We start from the raw sequence: 17612 nt of genomic DNA, 5'->3' as shown, positions 1-17612 counted from the left end.
GAGAACAGTGCATCGTCCCGAAAGGTGGTCCCCGGCTTTCGGAAACAGATGATGCAAGCACAAGAGAACAGCGCATCGTCCCGAAAGGTGATCTTCTTTCGGGAGAGGACGATGCTTCCGCTTACCACTTCAGCCGGACCTGGAGCGCTGGGATGACCAAACTCTCGCGGCGGCAATATGCGGATCTGTACGGGCCGACGACGGGCGACCGGATCCGGCTCGCGGACACGGATCTCTACATCGAGATCGAGAAGGATCTGCGCGTCTACGGCGAGGAGGCCGTCTATGGCGGCGGCAAGACGCTGCGCGACGGCATGGGCTACGACAACGAGTTGACCAGTGCCGCGGGTGCGCCGGATCTCGTCATCACCAACGTCACCATCGTCGATGCGGTCCTCGGCGTCATCAAGGCCGATGTCGGCATCAAGGACGGGCTGATCGTCGGGATCGGCAAGGCCGGCAATCCCGCGACGATGCCGGGGGTGACGCGGGGCCTCGCGCTGGGACTGGGCACCGACGCCATTTCCGGCGAGCACCTCATCCTCACCGCGGGCGGCATCGACGCGCATGTCCACTTCATCTCGCCGCAGCAGGCGCAGGCCGCACTCAGCAACGGCGTGACGACGCTGTTCGGCGGTGGCATTGGTCCCACCGACGGCACCAACGGCACCACGATCACGCCGGGCACCTGGAACATCGAGATGATGCTCCGCTCCTTCGATGCGTGGCCGGTCAATGCGGGCGTGCACGGCAAGGGCAACGGCTCGGCGCCGCTGCCGATCGACGAGCAGATCCGCGCCGGCGCGATGGGCCTGAAGGTTCACGAGGATTGGGGCAGCACGCCGGCGGCGATCCGCATGGCGCTCACCGTCGCCGACGACCACGACGTCCAGGTCTGCATCCACACCGACACCCTGAACGAGGCCGGCTTCGTCGAGAGCACCATCGCCGCCTTCGAGGGGCGCACGATCCACACCTACCACACCGAAGGCGCGGGCGGCGGGCACGCACCGGACATCATCCGTGTGGCCGGCATCGCCAACGTTCTTCCGAGTTCGACCAACCCGACCATGCCCTACGGCATCAATTCCCAGGCCGAACTCTTCGACATGGTGATGGTCTGCCACAACCTCAGCCCGAAGATCCCCACCGACGTCGCCTTCGCCGAGAGCCGCGTGCGGGCCGAGACCATCGCGGCGGAGAACGTCCTGCACGATCTCGGCGCGATCTCGATCCTGTCGAGCGACAGCCAGGCCATGGGCCGCGTCGGCGAGAACTGGGCGCGCACGATCCAGACGGCCCACCTGATGAAGGCGCGGCGCGGCGCCTATCCCGGCGACGCGTCGGGCAACGACAACCAGCGCGTCCTGCGTTTCGTGGCCAAGGTGACGATCAATCCGGCCATCGTCGCGGGCGTCTCGCATGTCATCGGCTCGGTCGAGGTCGGAAAGATGGCCGATCTCGTCCTGTGGGAGCCGGCCTTCTTCGGCGCCAAGCCGAAGATGGTGATCAAGGGCGGCATGATCTCCTGGGCGGTGATGGGCGATCCCAACGCCTCGCTGCCGACGCCGCAGCCGGTGGTCTACCGCCCGATGTTCGGCGGCATGGGCCCGGCGGTGGCCAGGACCCGCGTCACCTTCACCTCGCATGCCGGCTTCGAGGCCGGCATCGCCGAGCGCTACGCGCTGACCTCCAAGGTGATGCCCGTCTACGGCACGCGCACGCTGACCAAGGCGTCGATGGTGCGCAACGACCGGCTCCCGGTCATCGAGGTCAACCCGGAGACCTTCGCGGTCACCGTCGACGGCCAGCACGCCACGATCGAGCCCGCGACCCACCTGCCGCTCGCCCAGCTCCACTTCTTCAGTTGATGTCCCGCCGCCGGCTCAAGACTCGGTGCATGCGCTGATGAAACCGATCGACATCATGTGGGTGTGCCTCGGCGGCGGTGCCGGCTCGCTGCTGCGCTGGTGGCTCGGCGGGGTCATCGATCGTGCGATCCCGGCGCGCTTCAAGTTCGGCACCTTGCTCATCAACGTCACGGGCGCCTTCGCCATCGCCTACCTGTCCGCCGCCTTCGCGCTCGGCTGGCAGCAGCGCCACGGGGACATGATGGCGTCCCTGGTGCTGACGGGCTTTCTCGGCGGCTACACCACGTTCAGCTCGATGCAGCTCGACACGGCGCAGATGGCGGTGGAGCATCGCCACGCGCTCGCCGCCCTCTACCTCGTCGCCTCCGTTGGCCTCGGCCTCTGTGCCGCGGCGGCGGGCGTGGCCCTGGCGCGGGCATAGGGGCGCGTGATGGGCGCGCAGGCCGTCTTCGTCTTCATCGGTGGCGGGTTCGGCGCGATCACCCGCGAATTCCTGATGCTGCTGATCCCTCAGCAGAGCGGCGCCTTTCCGCTCGATATCTTCACCGCCAACGTCGTCGCCTCGTTCTGCCTCGGCGCCGCCTTCGGCCTTCACCGCCTCGGCCGCGTCTCGGACGAGTTCATGCTGCTCGTCGGCACGGGCTTCTGCGGCGGGATGTCGACCTTCTCGAGCTTCGTCTTCGGCGTCCTGTCCGAGGCCACGGCGCCGGGCCAGGCCGGCCTCGCGGTCCTCTACGGTCTCTCCAGCCTCGCCGTCGGCTACGCCGCGGTCCGGCTCGGGATCCTATCCGGGAAACGTCTGCGCCGCGCCTGAGCGCGGCCGTTTGGGAGGGACGCATGATCCTCGTCGAACACAAGCTCGGTTATCTCGACGATCCGCTTTGGCAGGAGCGCGCGCGGCACGCCCGGATCGATCCGCTGGTGCTGGAGCAGTGGGAGGCGCCCAAGAGCCGCCTGCGCAAGGCGAGCGAGAGCGGGATCGAGCTGGCGGTCTCGCTGCCGCGCGCCGAGCACCTGCACGACGGCGACGTGCTCCACTACGACGCGGCGCGCGGCCTCATCGTCGTCGCCCGGATCGCCCTCAAGGACGTGCTGGTGATCGAGCTGGAGGGGCTGGAGCGCCTCGCGCCGCACGAGATCCTGCGCGCCTGCTTCGAACTCGGGCATGGCCTCGGCAATCAGCACTGGCCGGCGGTGATCAAGGGATCGACGGTCTACGTGCCGCTCTCGGTCGATCAGAAAGTGATGGCCTCGGTGATGCGCACCCACGCCTTCGCGCATGTGAAGACCCGTTTCGCGCCGGGCGAGGAGGTGGCGGCCAAGCTCGATGCGAAGGAGGTCCGGCTGCTGTTTGCCGGCGCCGACGCCACCCCGCACCACCATCACGGCGATCACGGCGGGGCGCATGCCCACGATCAGCACGAGGCCCATCGCCACCCGCATGACCACCCGCACGGTCACGGACACGATCACGCGAACGGTCACGCGCACACGCATCTCCACCGGCCCGGTCCGGTGGCGTGATGCGGCACGGTGAGCCGAGGGCCCGTCTCGCGACTCACGGCATGGCGCATCTCGCGCGCCTGCTGCAATGGTCGGATTCGACGCTGCCGGTCGGCGCCTTCGCCTTCTCCAACGGGCTCGAATCCGCGCTTCAGACAGGAATCGTCCGCGACGCGGACAGCCTGCTGTCCTTCGTCGAACTCGTCCTGCACCAGACGGCGCGGGTGGACGGCGTCGCGCTGCTGCACGCCCATCGCGCCGCCCTGACGGAGGATTATCCCGGCCTCGTCACCGCCGACCGGGAGTTGCTCTGCCGCCGCGTCGGCGAGGAGCAGCAATTGATGCTGACGCGGATGGGCAAGAAGTTCGCCGAATTGGCGCTCAGGATCGCCCCGTCACCGATGCTGGCGCGCTGGCTCGCCGACATCCGCTCGGAGGCCATGCCGGGCTGCCTACCGGTCGGCCAAGCGATCGCGCTCGCCGGGCTCGGCGCCGACGAGAGCGAGGCCTTCGTCGTCCACCAGTACGGCATCGCCTCGATGATCCTGAGCGCGGCGCTGCGGCTGATGCGGATCGACCATTTCGAGACCCAGCGCATCCTGTTCACCGCGCAAGGGCGTGTTCAGGACGACTACCTCGCCGTGCACGATCTCGCCCTCGATGAGATGGCGGCCTTCGCTCCTGTCTTCGATGTTCTCGTTGCCCATCACACCACGGTCCATGTGCGCCTGTTCATGAACTGAGCGTGGCAAAGGAAGTAGAGATGAAGAAGATCACCCGTATCGGCATCGGCGGCCCGGTCGGCTCGGGCAAGACCGCGGTCATCGAGACGATCACGCCGCGCCTGATCGCGCGGGGCATCAAGCCGCTGATCATCACCAACGACGTCGTCACGACGGAGGATGCCAAGCAGGTGCGCCGCACCCTCAACGGCGTGCTGATCGAGGAGAAGATCGTCGGCGTCGAGACCGGGGCCTGCCCGCATACGGCGGTGCGCGAGGATCCGTCGATGAACATCGCCGCGGTCGAGGAGCTCGAAGAGAAGTATCCCGACAGCGACGTGATCCTGATCGAGTCCGGCGGCGACAACCTCACGCTCACCTTCAGCCCGGCGCTCGCCGACTTCTACATCTACGTCATCGACGTCGCGGCCGGCGACAAGATCCCGCGCAAGAACGGCGCCGGGGTCTGCCAGTCGGACATCCTCGTCATCAACAAGCGCGACCTCGCCCCCTATGTCGGCGCGAGCCTCGACGTCATGGCGCGCGATTCCAAGATCATGCGCGGCGCGAAGCCGTTCCTCTTCACCAATTGCAAGACCGGCGAGGGGGTCGACGACCTCCTCCAACTCATCCTCGATCTGGCCTTGTTCGACTTGGCACCCGTCGATCAGGCGCCCGTCGATCAGGCGCCAGCCGGCGGGGCGGCGGACCGCCCGCTCGCGGCGAGCGCCTGAGGCCATGGCGCTCCACGAAGCCCTCGGCCGTCTCGACGGGGCGCGCGAACTGCGCGGGTTCCAGACCGAGCCGGCGCAGATGCGGGCAGGGGCGCCCGGCAAGGTCGGTCGATTGCGCCTCGGCTTCGCGCTGCGCGACGGGCGCTCAGACCTGCACGACCTCTACCGGGTCGCCCCGCTCTTGGTGCAGCAGGCGCTCCACTGGGACGAGGCGATGCCGGAACTGCCGGTCTGCCCGATCATCTCGGTCGGGGGCGGCATCCTCCAGGGCGACCGCTATACGATCGAGATTGCGGTGGGGGAGGGCGCCTGCGCCCACGTCTCCACGCAGGGCGCCAACCGCATCCACTGCATGGACGCGAATTACGCCGCGCAGCACCAGAGCGTGACGGTTTCGGCCGGCGGCTATCTCGAATACCTGCCGGATGTCACCATCCCCTATCGCGGCTCGCGCTTCCTCTCCCGCACGGAGATCGTCGTCGCGGAAAGCGCCACTCTTCTCTACGGCGAGATGGTGCTGGCGGGCCGCAAGCATCACCATGCCGAGGAACGCTTCGGCTTCGATCTGCTGTCGATGGACGTGGCGCTCCACCGGCCCGACGGGCGCAAGCTGTTTGCGGAAAAGATCCTGATCGAGCGTGGCGACCCGACGATCGGCTTCGCGGGGGTGATGCGCGGCTTCGACGCCTTCGCCAACATCCTCTGCGTGACGCCACCCGAGACCGCCGCGCGCATCAAGGCGCGGTTCGAGACCAACTTCTCCGGCGAGGCGCCGCGGGCGGTCTCCGGCGTGAGCCGCCTGCCCAACGCCGCCGGGCTGATGCTGCGCGCGGTCGGGGTCGAGAGCTACGACGTCCGCCACGAGGTCCGCCGGTTCTGGCGCATCGTGCGCGAGGAGGCCCGCGGCCGCACCCTTCCCGCCGAACCCTACTGGCGCTGAGCGAAGGCCGAAAAGATGCCGCGCGCGAACCCCAACCTTCTCGTCCAGTCGCTGCGCGGAGCGAGCCAGGTCTTCTTCATGGAGAACGCGGCGACCGGCCTGCTGTTCTTCGTCGCGATGGCCTATGCCTCCTCGCTCACCGGCAACTGGGCGACCCCGATCGGGGGGGCGCTCGGGGTTCTCGTCGCGACGCTGACCGCGCGGCTGCTGGATTGCGACGCACCCTCCGTCTCCTCCGGCCTCTACGGCTTCAACGGCATCCTCGTCGGCGCTGCGCTCCCCACCTTCATCGCGTCTTCGCCCCAACTCTGGGCCGCGATCGTGATCGGCGCAGCGGCGAGCACGGTGGTGACCGCCGCCTTCAGCGCGACGCTCACCGACAAATGGGGCATTCCGGGCTCGACCGGCCCCTTCGTGCTGACCGGTTGGCTGATGGTGGCCGCAGCCTATTCCTTCGGCCGCCTGCAGGTGACGGGCGATGCGCCCCGGCTCGCGGCCGACCTCGTGCGGGGGAGCGCCGGCATTCCGGGGCCGGCGGATCTCGTCGCGATCTTCTTTCGCAACATCGCGCAAGTCTATTTGCTCGGCAGCGCGGTGAGCGGTGCCATCATCCTCGCCGGTATCCTGATCGCTTCCGTGCCGGCCGGGATCGCCGCCGCCGCCGGGTCGCTGGTCAGCCTCGTCGTCGCGCTCGCGATGGGCGCCGATCCGTCCGCGGTAAGTCAGGGGCTCTACGGCTTCAGTCCGGTCCTGACGGCGATGGCCGTCGGCGTGATCTTCCTGACGCCCTCGCCGCGGGTCGCCGTGTATGCGGGACTGGCCACGGTGACCACCGTCTTCGTCCAGGGCGCTCTCGACGCCCTCGTCGCGCCGGCCGGGATCCCGTCCTTCACCGCCCCCTACGTCCTGACGATGTACCTGTTCATCGCGCCCAAGCGCCTGATGGCGCCCCACCCGCACGCGCCGGTCGCCGATCACATGGTCGGCGAGGGGACCCCGGCCCGTCCGGCGAGCCCCGCGCGGTGACGCCCTGCGGCATCGATCCCGGCGTGATCGGCCGGCCTCGTCTCGACCCCGTCCCCGTGCCGCACTGACCGCGGCGGCCGGCGCCGCGAATTTCCGAAACGCACGATCAAGGAGCAGGCGATGCACGGCATCAACGCGGGCGACACGGCCTTCATCCTCATCTGCACCGCCCTGGTGCTGATGATGACGCCGGCCCTGGCGCTGTTCTACGGCGGCCTCGTCAAGCAGCGCGACGTGCTGTCGGTGATGATCCAGAACTTCGTCTGCATCGGCGTCGTCGGGGTGATCTGGGTGTTCGGCGGCTTCAGCCTCGCCTTCGGCCCCGATATCGGCGGCACGATCGGGAATTTCGCCTCCTATTTCGGAATGTACAGGGTCGGCATCGAGCCCAATCCGGTCTACGCGCCGAACATCCCCTTCATCATGGTCTTCGCCTACCAGATGATGTTCGCCATCATCACGCCGGCGCTGATGACGGGCGCCTTCGTCGGGCGCTTCCGGTTCGGCGCCTACCTGTTCTTCGTCGCGGCTTGGACCATCCTCGTCTACCTGCCGGCCGCGCACTGGATCTGGGGCGGCGGCTTCCTGGCCAAGCTCGGCGTCGCCGACTTTGCCGGCGGCATCGTCATCCATACCTCCGCAGGTTTCTCGGCGCTGGCGACCGCCAAGTATCTCGGCAAGCGCAAGCTCGCGGAGGGCCAGTCCGAATCGGCGCCGGCGAGCCTGCCGCTGGTCGCCCTCGGCGCGGGTCTGCTGTGGTTCGGCTGGTTCGGCTTCAATGCCGGCGGTGCCTACGCGGCGGACGCGCTGGCGGCCTACGCCTTCACCAACACCATGCTCGCCGGCTCCATCGCCATGCTGACCTGGATGTTCTGGGAATGGCGCGAGACCCGGCACCCCTCCTTCTCGGGCGTCCTCGTCGGCGCCGTGGCGGGTCTCGCGACGATCACCCCGGCCTCGGGCTATGTCGAGCCCATCGCCGCCCTGGCCATCGGCGCCATCGGCGCCACGGCCTGCTACTTCGCCAAATACGTGCAGCGCTGGCTGAGGATCGACGACACGCTGGAAGTCTGGCGCGCCCACGGCGTCGGCGGCCTCACCGGCGCGCTGCTCGTCGGCGTCCTGGCCAGCCCCCACATCAATCAGGTCTCGGCGAGCCTGGCGCAGTTCGGCGTCCAGCTCCTCGCCGTCACCGTGGTCGGCGCCTATGCCGCGCTCGTCACCTTCGGCATCCTGAAGGGCCTCGACCGGTTCGGGACGCTGCGGGTGCCCGACGCGATCCAGGAAAAGGGCCTCGACACGATGCTCGGCGAGCGCGCCTTCAACCTGTGGAACATGGATCGCACCCTGCCGAAGTAGAGCCGGCGGAAAGCAGGGCGGTCGCCGGCCGACGCGGTGTCCGTCGTCAGGCCGGTCGTACCTGTCGAGAGAACGGCTCCGTGGCGGCTCCCGCCCGGCGCCCGTTCGTGTGTCGTACCGCACCAATTCGATCGCAAGCTAACGAATTGACTGGCCAAGTCCACCGTCGGGCGATAGAACGGTCAAGTCAGCGACGCGCGGGAGAGAGCCGGTGCAAACCGGCCGCCGAAGGAGCAACCGCCCCGGAAACTCACAGGCACCCGGACCGCTCGTCGTTCAACACTCTGGAAAGCGGAGCGGACGCTCCCGCCGATGGTGTAAGTCGCGGCCCCGTTCGGGGCCGGGCGAAACTCTCAGGCCGATGACAGAGGGGGGCTCGCATGCACGGCGCGTGCGGAGCGACCTCGGAGGCCTCTCGCCATGACGGACCCATAGGCTGACCCGAAGGCCGCGACGCGGCCTCTCACGTCTTCCTCGATCCTCCCTCTCGATCCGCGCGACCGGCTGGCGCGTCCCTCGCGCCGGGCCGACGCTTGCCCGGCTTCCGCCCGTTCGACGCGGCCGCGCGGGCCCGAAGACGCGCGGATCCGCGACCCACGAACTGGAGTCACGACGATGCCGGCCACCCGCCGCTCCCTTCTCCTCGCCGCCGCCCTCTTCGCACCGGGTCGCGCGCACGCCTTCTTCTGGGACTCCGCCCCGGAGCCCAAGGCTCCGGAACCGGTCGAACCGACCGCGAACCGCGACGCGTGGTTCATCGGCGAGATCCCGGACGAGCCCTTCAACGTTCCGATGGTCGATCTGACCCTCGTTCCGGCGCAGTACCGCCGGCAGATCGTGGATTACGACGGCCCGGAGCGCGCCGGCACGCTGGTCGTCGACACGCACCAGCGCTTCCTCTTCCTCATCCGCGAAGACCGGACCGCCCTGCGCTACGGCATCGGGGTGGGCCGGGCCGGCTTCACCTGGTCGGGTGTCGCGGTGGTCAAGCGCAAGGCGAAATGGCCGGGCTGGCGCCCGACGCCGGCCATGCTGAAGCGGCGGCCCGACATCCCGCGCTACGTCGAGCCCGGCATCCACAACCCGCTCGGCTGCCGCGCGCTCTACCTCTACCAGGGCGATCGCGACACGCTCTACCGCATCCACGGCACCAACGAGCCCTGGACCGTCGGGGGCACCGATTCGTCCGGCTGCATCCGCCTCCTCAACGAGGACATCCACGACCTCTACGGCCGCGTTCCGCTCGGTACGACGGTCGTCGTGAAGACCGCGCAGGCGGAGGTGATGGTGCAGCGCGAGTGGGACGGCCCCTCCCGCTCCGACAACCAGGTGCTGCTCTTCCGCTAGAGCGCTTTCCGACGAAGTGGATGGCGGCTCTGGAGCATCGCCCCGAAAGGTGGCCGCCGGCTTTCGGGGCGATGCGAAGACGAGAGGACAGCGCGTCGCCCTTCCTCGCTGCCCGCTGACGAAACCCAGATCCCCGATGGACTGAGAACGATGTTCGAGACCGCGACTGCGACCCTGGATTGGCTGGGGCTGATCGTCTTCACGATCACCGGTGCCCTGGTGGCCTCCCGCAAGGAGATGGATTTCGTCGGCTTTGCCGTGCTGGGCACCGCGACGGGAATCGGGGGCGGAACGCTCCGCGACCTGCTGCTCGGAGCGCCCGTGTTCTGGACGCAGCGGCCCAGCGCTCTCCTGGCGTGCCTCGGCATCTCCTGTGCCGTGTTCTTCTGCGCGCACATCCCGCAATCCCGCTACCGCACCCTGGTCCGGCTCGATGCCTTCGGTCTCGCGCTCTTCGCGGTGGCCGGCGCCGAGAAGGCCATCCAGGCCGGGGCCGGCAGCGCCGTGGCCGTCGTCATGGGCGTGGTGACCGCGACCTTCGGCGGCGTGATCCGCGATCTCCTCGGAGGCGACAGCCCGGTGATCCTCAGCCGGGAGATCTACGCCTCGGCGGCGGGCGCGGGTGCGCTCACCTACGTGTCCCTGGCCGCGCTCGGCGCGCCGCGGGAACTCGCCCTCGGCTCCGGCTTCCTCGTCGCCCTGCTCCTGCGGGCGCTCTCCCTCCGCCTGGGATGGACGCTGCCGCGATATCGTCCTCGGGCCCGCCGCCCCTATTCTTGAACAGAACGGTCCCCGCGCGCCGAGGCTCTCTCCAAGACAGGAATTCAAGACAGGCAGACGGTGACCCAGTGCGCGATCACGACCGTCAGCAGTTCCGGCGCGCTGGCGGGGTTCGGGACGAGGATGACCGAGGCGACGGCGCCGAGCAGCGTGCCGAGCACCCGGTAGAGCGCCTTGGAGCGGGTGGCGCCGGCCAGCACCTGACTCGTGATGTAGACGGTGCCGAGTGCCCAATAGGGCTTGGGCAGGTCGATCCAGAAGGCGAGGTACAGGGTCTGGCATGCCGGCCCCGAACGTCTCGGGCGGGAAGGCCCCGTCGTGTCAGCCCGGAAGGGTCATCCCCGGGGCGCCCGTGGGCCCGCTTCCGGAGCCGCTTCCGCCTCCGTGCCGCCGGCGTGACGCTGGATCGCCCGGAACACCCGCAGGCCGGCCTCCAAGTCGGCGGCGCTGATGCCCGCGAAGACGGCCTCGCGGAGCCGGTCGAGGTCGGCCTCGATCCGGGCAACGACGGCGTCCCCAGCGGCGGTCAGGCTCAGAACCTTCGCGCGCCGGTCGCCCGGGTCTTCCCGGCGCCGGACGAGACCGGCCGCCTCCAACTGGTCGAGGAGGCGGACCAGCGACGGTCCCTCGATTCCCACCGCCTCGGCGAGGGCGTTCTGGCGCGGCTCACCTCCCATGCGCCCGATCAGGACCAGCGGCAGCGCCTTCGCCTCGGAGATCCCATGCGCCTCCGTCGCCGTATTGGCGAGCCGCCGCCATTGGCGCCCGGAGAGCAGAAGCGTGTGGGTGTAGGCCAGGCGCAACTGGCGCAAAGTCTCGTCGGCCATCTCCAGCCCGTTCGCCTCGCCCCTGAACGACCACACCCGAGACCGCGGAATCGCACGAGTAGGAAGCTATCAATGAGCTGATGAGCCTTCAAGCGTGCTCCAGGGCTGAAGGACAAGCCATCTGCGCTCGATCCGCGTGGCTTGGCCCTCTGGGCCATTCGAAAGATGACGAAGCCCGCCCGAGTGGGATTGCCCCGTTTTGTGGACGGTCTGGGGACTTGGCTGAGCAGGTTGATTGTTGACGCCTCTGGGGCAGTCTTCCGCTCGTAGGCACGGGCGAACGGTCGCCGAGCGCCGAGTGGCGGCGCAGTGGATTGTACAGGCCCAGAATGTAGCTGAAGCAGGCCATCCGAGCCTCGGCCTGCGAGCGGAAGCGGCGGCGGGCGAGCAACGCACACAGTGGACGCCCAGCACGGCCCCGGCATGAGAAGCGGATTGGCGACGGATGCCTCTCATGCACCCACCATCGGGTGCCAAGTCCGTTCTGCCTCGATTGCAGGCAACATGCCTCAGCGCGTTGCAATTTCGGGCGCGGCCGGTAAACCGGTATCTGGTATACCAGGGCGCCGCGCCGATCCTCCAAGCCCTTGCCCGTCAGATGGGCGCCTCGGGCGGAGCCGGCAAGCGAGGGACGCACGAGGATGTCCGAGACTGCCAACGCCGAACGCCAAGCCGGTAAGCCGTCCGGATTTCGGCTGTTCAGGCCCATCCTGGCCGGTGCGACCCTGCGGGAACGTATGGTCGCGTGCCTCGGCGCGCTGGTCGGCATCACGCTGACGGGTCTGATCTGCGGCTTCGTCTTCGGCCAGGGGCCTGACATCCCGCTCATCGTCGCTCCGATGGGGGCCTCGGCGGTATTGCTGTTTGCGGTGCCCGCGAGCCCGCTGGCGCAGCCCTGGTCCATCATCGGCGGCAACACGATCTCGGCCTTCATGGGCGTGCTCGCCGCCCGCTTCATCCCGGACCCGGTTGTGGCCATCGGCGTCGGGGTATCGCTTGCGATCGCCGCGATGTCGCTCACCCGATCCCTTCACCCGCCCGGGGGCGCGGCCGCATTGACGGCGTTGATCGGCGGCCCGGCCGTCACGTCCGCGGGCTTTCTGTTTCCTCTATTCCCGGTCTGCGTGAACTCGGTCATTCTGGTCGCGCTCGGCATCGCCTTCCACAAGATCTCACGCCGCAACTATCCCCACGTTCCCGTCGCAGCGCCGGTCAACACCCATGGAACGGCGGACCTACCCGCGCCGCTGCGTGTCGGCTTCCGACAGGAAGACGTCGATGCCGCGCTGGTCGAGCTGCACGAGACACTGGACATCGACCGCGCCGACCTCGATCGGCTCCTCCGCCAAGTCGAACTCCGCGCGCTCGTGCGCACGCAGGGCGACCTCACCTGCGCCGAGATCATGTCACGTGACGTGGTCACCATCGCGCTGGATGGCAGCGCGGAGCGGGCGCGGGAGCTCCTGATCGCGCGCAACATCCGGACATTGCCCGTGGTGGACGGGGCCGGCCGGCTGCTCGGCACGCTCGGCCTGCGCGAGCTCACGCTGCACGGCGAGCGGGGCATCGCGCAGGTGATGTCCGAGGCCCAAACGACGGGCCCGGACGAACCGGTGGTCGCCCTGGCTTCCTCGCTGACCGACGGTCGCACCCATGCGGTTGTGGTCGTGGATGGTGAACGCCGCGTTTTGGGCATCATTACTCAGACAGACCTCCTCGCGACCCTGACACGCCTGCTTTCGGCCAAGTCCCTCGCGCTTCCCGGCCCCATTGCAGCCTAGGCGGCCGCCCAGGCCCGAACCTGCAGGCTTTCCGAGGGCTCAACGTGCCATGGTGGGCGTTGGCCCGTTCGTTGCTAGCGCTTCCCGTAGTTCTGGCACTGCCAGGTCCGCGAGATTGAGCCGATGCAAGACGGGTCGCTTCTCCTTCAACTCCTGCACGCAGCCTTGATGGCTTCGAGCATGATGCTGACGTGGCAGGTCCATCGCTTGCGTAAACCGAAGGCGGAGTAAGCCGGTCTTTGACGTAGAAGCAGCTTCCGAAGAGCCGGCGCTGTCGTTGAGCGCCACTTGGGATAGCGCTGGTTTGTTGGGCACCGAGACCGCTTTCGCGTGAGGTGTTTTCCCGATGCCCAAGACCCGCCCTGCATACCCTGCTGAGTTCCGGCGGCAGATGGTCGATCGGGTCCGTGCCGGCCGCGATCCAACCGATTTCGGCCCGCGAATTCGAGCCGTCGCGCCAGACCATCCAGAACTGGGTCGCGGAGGCTGACCGCAGCGAGGGCCGCCGCGAGGCCAAGCCGCCGACGGCCGTCCACAGCCTGACGGCGACCGAGTGCGACGAGTTTGTCCGGCTGCGGCGTCAGAACCGGCAACTGAAACTGGAGCGTGACATCCGCGCGCTCGCGGCGGCTTGGTTCGCGCGGGAGATCGGGGCCTGCCGTCGGGGGCTTCCAGTTCATGAGCGCCAACCAGGCCGACCTCCCGATCGTCGCCATGGCCCGTGTGCTCGGTGTATCGAAGGCCGGGTGCTACGCCTAGGCCAGCCGCCAGCCCTCGGTACGGGCAGTTGCCGATGCCGCGCTGCTGAAGCGGATCCGCACCGTCCATCTCAGCTCGCGCCAGACCTGCGGCGCACCGCACATCCACGCCGACCTGCGTGATCGCTCGCTCAAACCCATCGGTCCTCGCGCCGAGGCTGAAGTGCGCTATCATGCCAACGCTGGCGGCCGAGCTTTGGCCTTTTGACCCAAAACAAAAAGCCTCCGAGAAACCCGGAGCGGCTCAGCTTCATTCCTGAACGCCGATTTCAGCGAGCGTTCAATTCATCCATCAAAGCATGGCGGCCTTCGGCAGACCTCCGGCGCGGATTTCAATCACCCGTATCCCCGGCGATGCGTGCATAATACGCCCAGCGCGCTTGCGTCGCAGAGATTTATAATTCAAAAATTCGATTGGCTGTCGGCTCAGGTGCAGGCCGCGCCCGTCGAGTCATCAAAGTCGCTGGTTGTTGCTGCGGTTGGTGTGTCGGACCACGAACTGCCCGCGCAACGCTGTCGAGGGGATGACGGTGCCGCAGGCTGGTCCTTGGGCCAAGAAAACAGGCCGCGTGCCGAAACGTGCGCCGCGAGAGGAGACGCTATGAGAGTTGCCGTGCGGGCCGCGATCGCGGCCCTGTTGTTGTCTGCTGTCCCGGCCCAGGCTTGGGAGCCGACGAAGCCGATCGAGATCATCGTTCCCTTCCCGCCCGGCGGATCGTCCGACCAGATGGCGCGCACGATCCAGGGGGCGATTCAGAAGAACAACCTCGTCAAGCAGCCGATCATTATCGTGAACAAGCCCGCCGCAGCGGGCGGCGAGGCGATGCTCGATATCCAGAAGTCGGCCGGCGACCCCCACAAGCTCATCACCACGTCGAGCGGCATCTACATGACGCCCCTCTCCACCAAGCTTCCGGTGAGCTGGAAGGATTTCACCCCGATTGCGATGATGGCGCAGGATGCCTTCGTGCTCTGGGTCAACAGCGAGAAGCCCTACAAGACGGCCGGTGAATTCTTCGAGGCTGCCAAGGCCGCCAAACCGCCGCTCAAGACCGGCGGCAATGGCTCGAAGCGCGAGGATCACCTGATCTCCGTGACGATGGAGCAGGCAACGGGCACGAAGATCACCTACGTGCCCTACCAGGGCGGCGGACCGGCCTCCGTGCAGCTCGCCGGCGGCCATATCGACGCCAACATGAACAACCCGGCCGAAGAGGTGGCCAACTGGCGCTCCGGCGCGGTGAAGCCGCTCTGTGCCTTCTCCGACAAGCCGATCGAGTACACGCAGAAGGTCACCGCCGATATGGCGTGGTCCGACATCCCGACCTGCCAGTCGCAGGGCGTGAACGTCACCTACCAGATGCTGCGCGGCATGTTCATGCCCGGCAAGGTTACCCCCGAGCAGCAGGCCTTCTACGTCGATCTGTTCAAGAAGGTCACCGAGACCCCGGACTGGAAGGCCTATCTCGAGCGCAACGCCCTGGTTCCCGACTTCCGCTCCGGCCAGAGCTTCGTCGACTTCCTCACCGAGGACGAGCGCAAGCACAAGGAGCTGATGACCAAGGCCGGGTTCATCGCGACGAACTGAGCCCGCGCCCGGCTGCGCTGCCGGCCGCTTCGTCGAAGGGCGGTGCGGCCGAGGCGAACCCTTGTTCAGGAAGTGCCCGACATGACCGAAGCCTCTCCCCCGCTCCCCGAGCGCGGCCTGTCGCGCCGTGCCGTCGAGATCGTCGTGGCGCTGCTGCTGCTCGGCCTTGCCGGGCTGGCCCTGTGGGATTCCTACGGGCGGGGCGCGGGCTGGGACAACGGGCCGGAAAACGGCTTCTTCCCGGCCCGCGTCGCCGCGATCCTAGGCGTCGCGGCCATCGCCGCTCTCGTGAGCGCCCTTCGACGGGAGGACAGCATCTTCGTCACCTACGGCCAGCTCCGGCTGGTGGCCCAGGTCTTCGTGCCGCTGTTCCTCTACCTGCTGGGGATCGCCTTCCTCGGCATCTACCTGTCCTCGGCCCTGTTCATGGCCCTGTTCATGGTCACGCTCGGCTCCTTCCGCTGGTGGCAGACGGCGCTCGCCACCGTTCTCGTGCCGCTCGTCATCTTCTGGGTGTTCGAGCAACAGTTCCGGGTTCCGCTGCCGAAGGGACCGATCGAAGCCTTCCTCGGCTACTGACCTGACCGGCCCGCGGCGGAGAGATTTCCATGGACGACCTCAACCAGCTCCTGCTCGGCTTCCAGGTCGCGCTGACGTGGCACAACATCCTGTTCATGGTGGTGGGCGTGCTGCTCGGCATCGTGGTGGGCGTGCTTCCGGGCCTCGGCGGCCCTAACGGCGTCGCGATCCTGCTGCCGCTGACCTTCGGCATGGACCCGACCTCGGCGATCATCCTCTTGTCGTCGATCTACTGGGGCGCCCTGTTCGGCGGCGCGATCACCTCGATCCTGTTCAACATCCCCGGCGAGGCGTGGTCGGTCGCCACCACCTTCGACGGCTACCCGCTGGCGCAGAAGGGGCGGGCCGGCGAGGCTTTGACGGCGGCCTTCACCGCCTCCTTCATCGGCGCACTCTCGGGCGTGGTGCTCATCACCTTCGTGGCGCCGCTGGTCGCCAAGTTCGCCCTGCGCTTCGGCCCGGCCGAGTTCTTCGGCGTTTTCTTCCTCACCTTCTGCTCGTTCATCGGCATGGGCCGGGAGAACAAGGCCAAGATCATCGTCTCGCTGGCGCTCGGCTTCCTGCTCGCGGCGGTCGGCCTCGACACCATCTCCGGCGACCTGCGGCTGACCTTCGGCACGCCCGAGCTGATGAAGGGCTTCGACTTCCTCGTCGTGGTGATCGGCCTGTTCGGCGTCTCCGAGATCCTGCTCACCATCGAGGAGGGCCTGCACTTCAAGGGCAAGCGGGCAGCCATGGATCTCGGCGTGGTGCTACGCACCTGGGCCTCGCTGCCGCGCTACTGGGCGACGCTGATCCGCTCCTCGGTCGTGGGCATGTGGATGGGCGTCACCCCGGGCGGCGCGATCGCGGCCTCGTTCATGGGCTACGGCCTCGCCAAGCGCTTCTCCCGCCAGCCCGAGGAGTTCGGGCGCGGCGATATCGAGGGTGTGCTGGCCCCCGAGACCGCGGCGCACGCCGCCGGCACCTCGGCGCTCCTGCCGATGCTGGCCCTCGGCATCCCCGGCTCGGCCACCGCGGCGGTGCTGCTCGGCGGCCTGATGATCTGGGGCCTGCAGCCCGGCCCGCTGCTCTTCGTCGAGAAGAAGGAGTTCGTCTGGGGCCTGATCGCCTCGATGTATCTCGGCAACCTTGCCGGTCTCCTGATCGTGCTCGCGACCGTGCCGGTTTTCGCCGCGATCATGCGCATCCCCTTCGCGCTGGTCGCACCGATCATCCTCGTCGTCTGCGCCATCGGCGCCTTCACGGTCGAATCCTCGCGCTTCGACATCTGGCTGATGCTGATCTTCGGGGTCGTCGGTTACGTCTTCAAGAAGCTCGACTATCCGCTCGCCCCCCTCGTGCTCGCGCTCGTCCTCGGCGATCGCGCCGAGGACGCGTTCCGCCAGGCCTTGCTCGGCTCGGGCGGGGACCTGTCCGTCTTCTTCTCGAACGGCCTCGTCTCGAGCCTGATGGTCCTCGGCCTGCTGCTCCTGTTCTGGGGGCCGCTCGGCGACCTGCGCAAACGGCTGGCGCGCAAGGCCGGCCTCACCCGGCCGGCCCCGGTCTCCCATTGAGGCGAGACAGGGCTTCCGAGAGCCAATGAAGCGTCGTGGAGCAGCGGCTGGATGAAGGTCGCGGCCTTCGTGACGACGCATCACGACCATGATGCTCGTCCCCTTGGCCATCTACAGGCGATCCGGGGCATGATCCGCCCCCACTGAAGTGGTCCGCCCTGAGGTATGGCTTTTGAGCCAGATGAGGACGGACAGATGGGAACGAAGCGGCATAAGCCGGAAGACGTGGTCGCCAAGCTGC

Annotated in this window: 16 protein-coding genes, 1 pseudogene and 1 riboswitch; of the genes and pseudogenes, 15 read left to right on the top strand and 2 right to left on the bottom strand. The window is 68.0% G+C overall.

Going from position 1 to position 17612, the window contains the following annotated elements:
* Positions 1-152 precede the first annotated feature (152 nt).
* From MFF24_RS20995 to MFF24_RS20945, 11 genes are all read left to right on the top strand, one after another.
* The gene (locus MFF24_RS20995; RefSeq protein WP_238227198.1) at positions 153-1871 is read left to right on the top strand and encodes an urease subunit alpha; all 1719 of its coding nucleotides are present in this window, start codon (positions 153-155) and stop codon (positions 1869-1871) included.
* Positions 1872-1908: 37 nt separating this feature from the next.
* The gene (locus MFF24_RS20990) at positions 1909-2292 is read left to right on the top strand and encodes a fluoride efflux transporter FluC (RefSeq protein WP_238227189.1); all 384 of its coding nucleotides are present in this window, start codon (positions 1909-1911) and stop codon (positions 2290-2292) included.
* Between the two features lie 9 nt (positions 2293-2301).
* Entirely contained in the window at positions 2302-2685 is a 384-nt protein-coding gene (gene crcB, locus MFF24_RS20985) for a fluoride efflux transporter CrcB (protein ID WP_238227187.1), read from the top strand.
* A gap of 23 nt (positions 2686-2708) precedes the next feature.
* The gene (locus MFF24_RS20980; RefSeq protein ID WP_238227184.1) at positions 2709-3395 is read left to right on the top strand and encodes an urease accessory protein UreE; all 687 of its coding nucleotides are present in this window, start codon (positions 2709-2711) and stop codon (positions 3393-3395) included.
* Between the two features lie 41 nt (positions 3396-3436).
* Positions 3437-4117 carry an urease accessory protein UreF gene (locus MFF24_RS20975; protein ID WP_238227182.1) on the top strand — a complete coding sequence of 227 codons (681 nt, stop codon included), beginning with the start codon at positions 3437-3439 and terminating at the stop codon, positions 4115-4117.
* A gap of 20 nt (positions 4118-4137) precedes the next feature.
* Positions 4138-4830 (top strand): urease accessory protein UreG, encoded by a 693-nt coding sequence (ureG, locus tag MFF24_RS20970; RefSeq protein ID WP_238227180.1) that lies wholly within the window; start codon positions 4138-4140, stop codon positions 4828-4830.
* Positions 4831-4834: 4 nt separating this feature from the next.
* On the top strand, positions 4835-5770 hold the full coding sequence (locus tag MFF24_RS20965) for an urease accessory protein UreD (protein ID WP_238227171.1): 936 nt from the start codon (positions 4835-4837) through the stop codon (positions 5768-5770).
* 15 nt (positions 5771-5785) lie between these two features.
* Entirely contained in the window at positions 5786-6796 is a 1011-nt protein-coding gene (yut, locus tag MFF24_RS20960; RefSeq protein WP_238227155.1) for an urea transporter, read from the top strand.
* 120 nt (positions 6797-6916) lie between these two features.
* Complete coding sequence (locus MFF24_RS20955; RefSeq protein ID WP_238227154.1) at positions 6917-8155, top strand: ammonium transporter; 1239 nt, start codon at positions 6917-6919, stop codon at positions 8153-8155.
* Positions 8156-8343: 188 nt separating this feature from the next.
* Positions 8344-8433, top strand: a riboswitch (glycine riboswitch).
* 337 nt (positions 8434-8770) lie between these two features.
* The gene (locus tag MFF24_RS20950) at positions 8771-9502 is read left to right on the top strand and encodes a L,D-transpeptidase (protein WP_166058800.1); all 732 of its coding nucleotides are present in this window, start codon (positions 8771-8773) and stop codon (positions 9500-9502) included.
* A gap of 150 nt (positions 9503-9652) precedes the next feature.
* On the top strand, positions 9653-10282 hold the full coding sequence (locus tag MFF24_RS20945; protein ID WP_238227152.1) for a trimeric intracellular cation channel family protein: 630 nt from the start codon (positions 9653-9655) through the stop codon (positions 10280-10282).
* Between the two features lie 50 nt (positions 10283-10332).
* Here the strand turns inward: MFF24_RS20945 and MFF24_RS20940 are convergent.
* Together MFF24_RS20940 and MFF24_RS20935 are read right to left on the bottom strand one after the other, a co-directional pair.
* Positions 10333-10564, bottom strand: a pseudogene (locus MFF24_RS20940) (FUSC family protein); the annotation flags it as partial.
* A gap of 53 nt (positions 10565-10617) precedes the next feature.
* Positions 10618-11109 carry a MarR family winged helix-turn-helix transcriptional regulator gene (locus MFF24_RS20935; protein ID WP_238227150.1) on the bottom strand — a complete coding sequence of 164 codons (492 nt, stop codon included), beginning with the start codon at positions 11107-11109 and terminating at the stop codon, positions 10618-10620.
* A 641-nt stretch (positions 11110-11750) separates the two neighbouring features.
* Here MFF24_RS20935 and MFF24_RS20930 point away from each other — a divergent pair.
* The 4 genes from MFF24_RS20930 to MFF24_RS20915 all read left to right on the top strand — a co-directional run bounded on the left by MFF24_RS20930 (position 11751) and on the right by MFF24_RS20915 (position 17371).
* Positions 11751-12890: an HPP family protein gene (locus MFF24_RS20930; protein ID WP_238227148.1), complete on the top strand. Its 1140-nt coding sequence runs from the start codon at positions 11751-11753 to the stop codon at positions 12888-12890.
* A gap of 1359 nt (positions 12891-14249) precedes the next feature.
* The gene (locus tag MFF24_RS20925) at positions 14250-15236 is read left to right on the top strand and encodes a Bug family tripartite tricarboxylate transporter substrate binding protein (RefSeq protein WP_238227146.1); all 987 of its coding nucleotides are present in this window, start codon (positions 14250-14252) and stop codon (positions 15234-15236) included.
* A gap of 81 nt (positions 15237-15317) precedes the next feature.
* Complete coding sequence (locus MFF24_RS20920) at positions 15318-15815, top strand: tripartite tricarboxylate transporter TctB family protein (protein ID WP_108939292.1); 498 nt, start codon at positions 15318-15320, stop codon at positions 15813-15815.
* Positions 15816-15844: 29 nt separating this feature from the next.
* A complete protein-coding gene (locus MFF24_RS20915) occupies positions 15845-17371 on the top strand; it encodes a tripartite tricarboxylate transporter permease (RefSeq protein ID WP_238227144.1) in 1527 nt (508 codons plus the stop codon).
* Positions 17372-17612 lie beyond the last annotated feature (241 nt).

This window comes from Methylorubrum aminovorans, assembly GCF_022179725.1.
GTDB classification, from domain to species: domain Bacteria; phylum Pseudomonadota; class Alphaproteobacteria; order Rhizobiales; family Beijerinckiaceae; genus Methylobacterium; species Methylobacterium aminovorans.
This window is presented reverse-complemented; position numbering and strand designations above follow the sequence as displayed.

What these genes read in the sequence shown, in the direction of transcription:
- MFF24_RS20935 (WP_238227150.1), bottom strand. Translation starts at nt 11,109, where the DNA reads ATGGCCGACGAGACTTTGCGCCAGTTGCGCCTGGCCTACACCCACACG.
- MFF24_RS20995 (WP_238227198.1), top strand. Translation starts at nt 153, where the DNA reads ATGACCAAACTCTCGCGGCGGCAATATGCGGATCTGTACGGGCCGACG.
- MFF24_RS20930 (WP_238227148.1), top strand. Translation starts at nt 11,751, where the DNA reads ATGTCCGAGACTGCCAACGCCGAACGCCAAGCCGGTAAGCCGTCCGGA.
- MFF24_RS20990 (WP_238227189.1), top strand. Translation starts at nt 1,909, where the DNA reads ATGAAACCGATCGACATCATGTGGGTGTGCCTCGGCGGCGGTGCCGGC.
- MFF24_RS20950 (WP_166058800.1), top strand. Translation starts at nt 8,771, where the DNA reads ATGCCGGCCACCCGCCGCTCCCTTCTCCTCGCCGCCGCCCTCTTCGCA.
- MFF24_RS20945 (WP_238227152.1), top strand. Translation starts at nt 9,653, where the DNA reads ATGTTCGAGACCGCGACTGCGACCCTGGATTGGCTGGGGCTGATCGTC.
- yut (WP_238227155.1), top strand. Translation starts at nt 5,786, where the DNA reads ATGCCGCGCGCGAACCCCAACCTTCTCGTCCAGTCGCTGCGCGGAGCG.
- MFF24_RS20975 (WP_238227182.1), top strand. Translation starts at nt 3,437, where the DNA reads ATGGCGCATCTCGCGCGCCTGCTGCAATGGTCGGATTCGACGCTGCCG.
- MFF24_RS20915 (WP_238227144.1), top strand. Translation starts at nt 15,845, where the DNA reads ATGGACGACCTCAACCAGCTCCTGCTCGGCTTCCAGGTCGCGCTGACG.
- MFF24_RS20980 (WP_238227184.1), top strand. Translation starts at nt 2,709, where the DNA reads ATGATCCTCGTCGAACACAAGCTCGGTTATCTCGACGATCCGCTTTGG.
- MFF24_RS20920 (WP_108939292.1), top strand. Translation starts at nt 15,318, where the DNA reads ATGACCGAAGCCTCTCCCCCGCTCCCCGAGCGCGGCCTGTCGCGCCGT.
- MFF24_RS20965 (WP_238227171.1), top strand. Translation starts at nt 4,835, where the DNA reads ATGGCGCTCCACGAAGCCCTCGGCCGTCTCGACGGGGCGCGCGAACTG.
- crcB (WP_238227187.1), top strand. Translation starts at nt 2,302, where the DNA reads ATGGGCGCGCAGGCCGTCTTCGTCTTCATCGGTGGCGGGTTCGGCGCG.
- ureG (WP_238227180.1), top strand. Translation starts at nt 4,138, where the DNA reads ATGAAGAAGATCACCCGTATCGGCATCGGCGGCCCGGTCGGCTCGGGC.
- MFF24_RS20955 (WP_238227154.1), top strand. Translation starts at nt 6,917, where the DNA reads ATGCACGGCATCAACGCGGGCGACACGGCCTTCATCCTCATCTGCACC.
- MFF24_RS20925 (WP_238227146.1), top strand. Translation starts at nt 14,250, where the DNA reads ATGAGAGTTGCCGTGCGGGCCGCGATCGCGGCCCTGTTGTTGTCTGCT.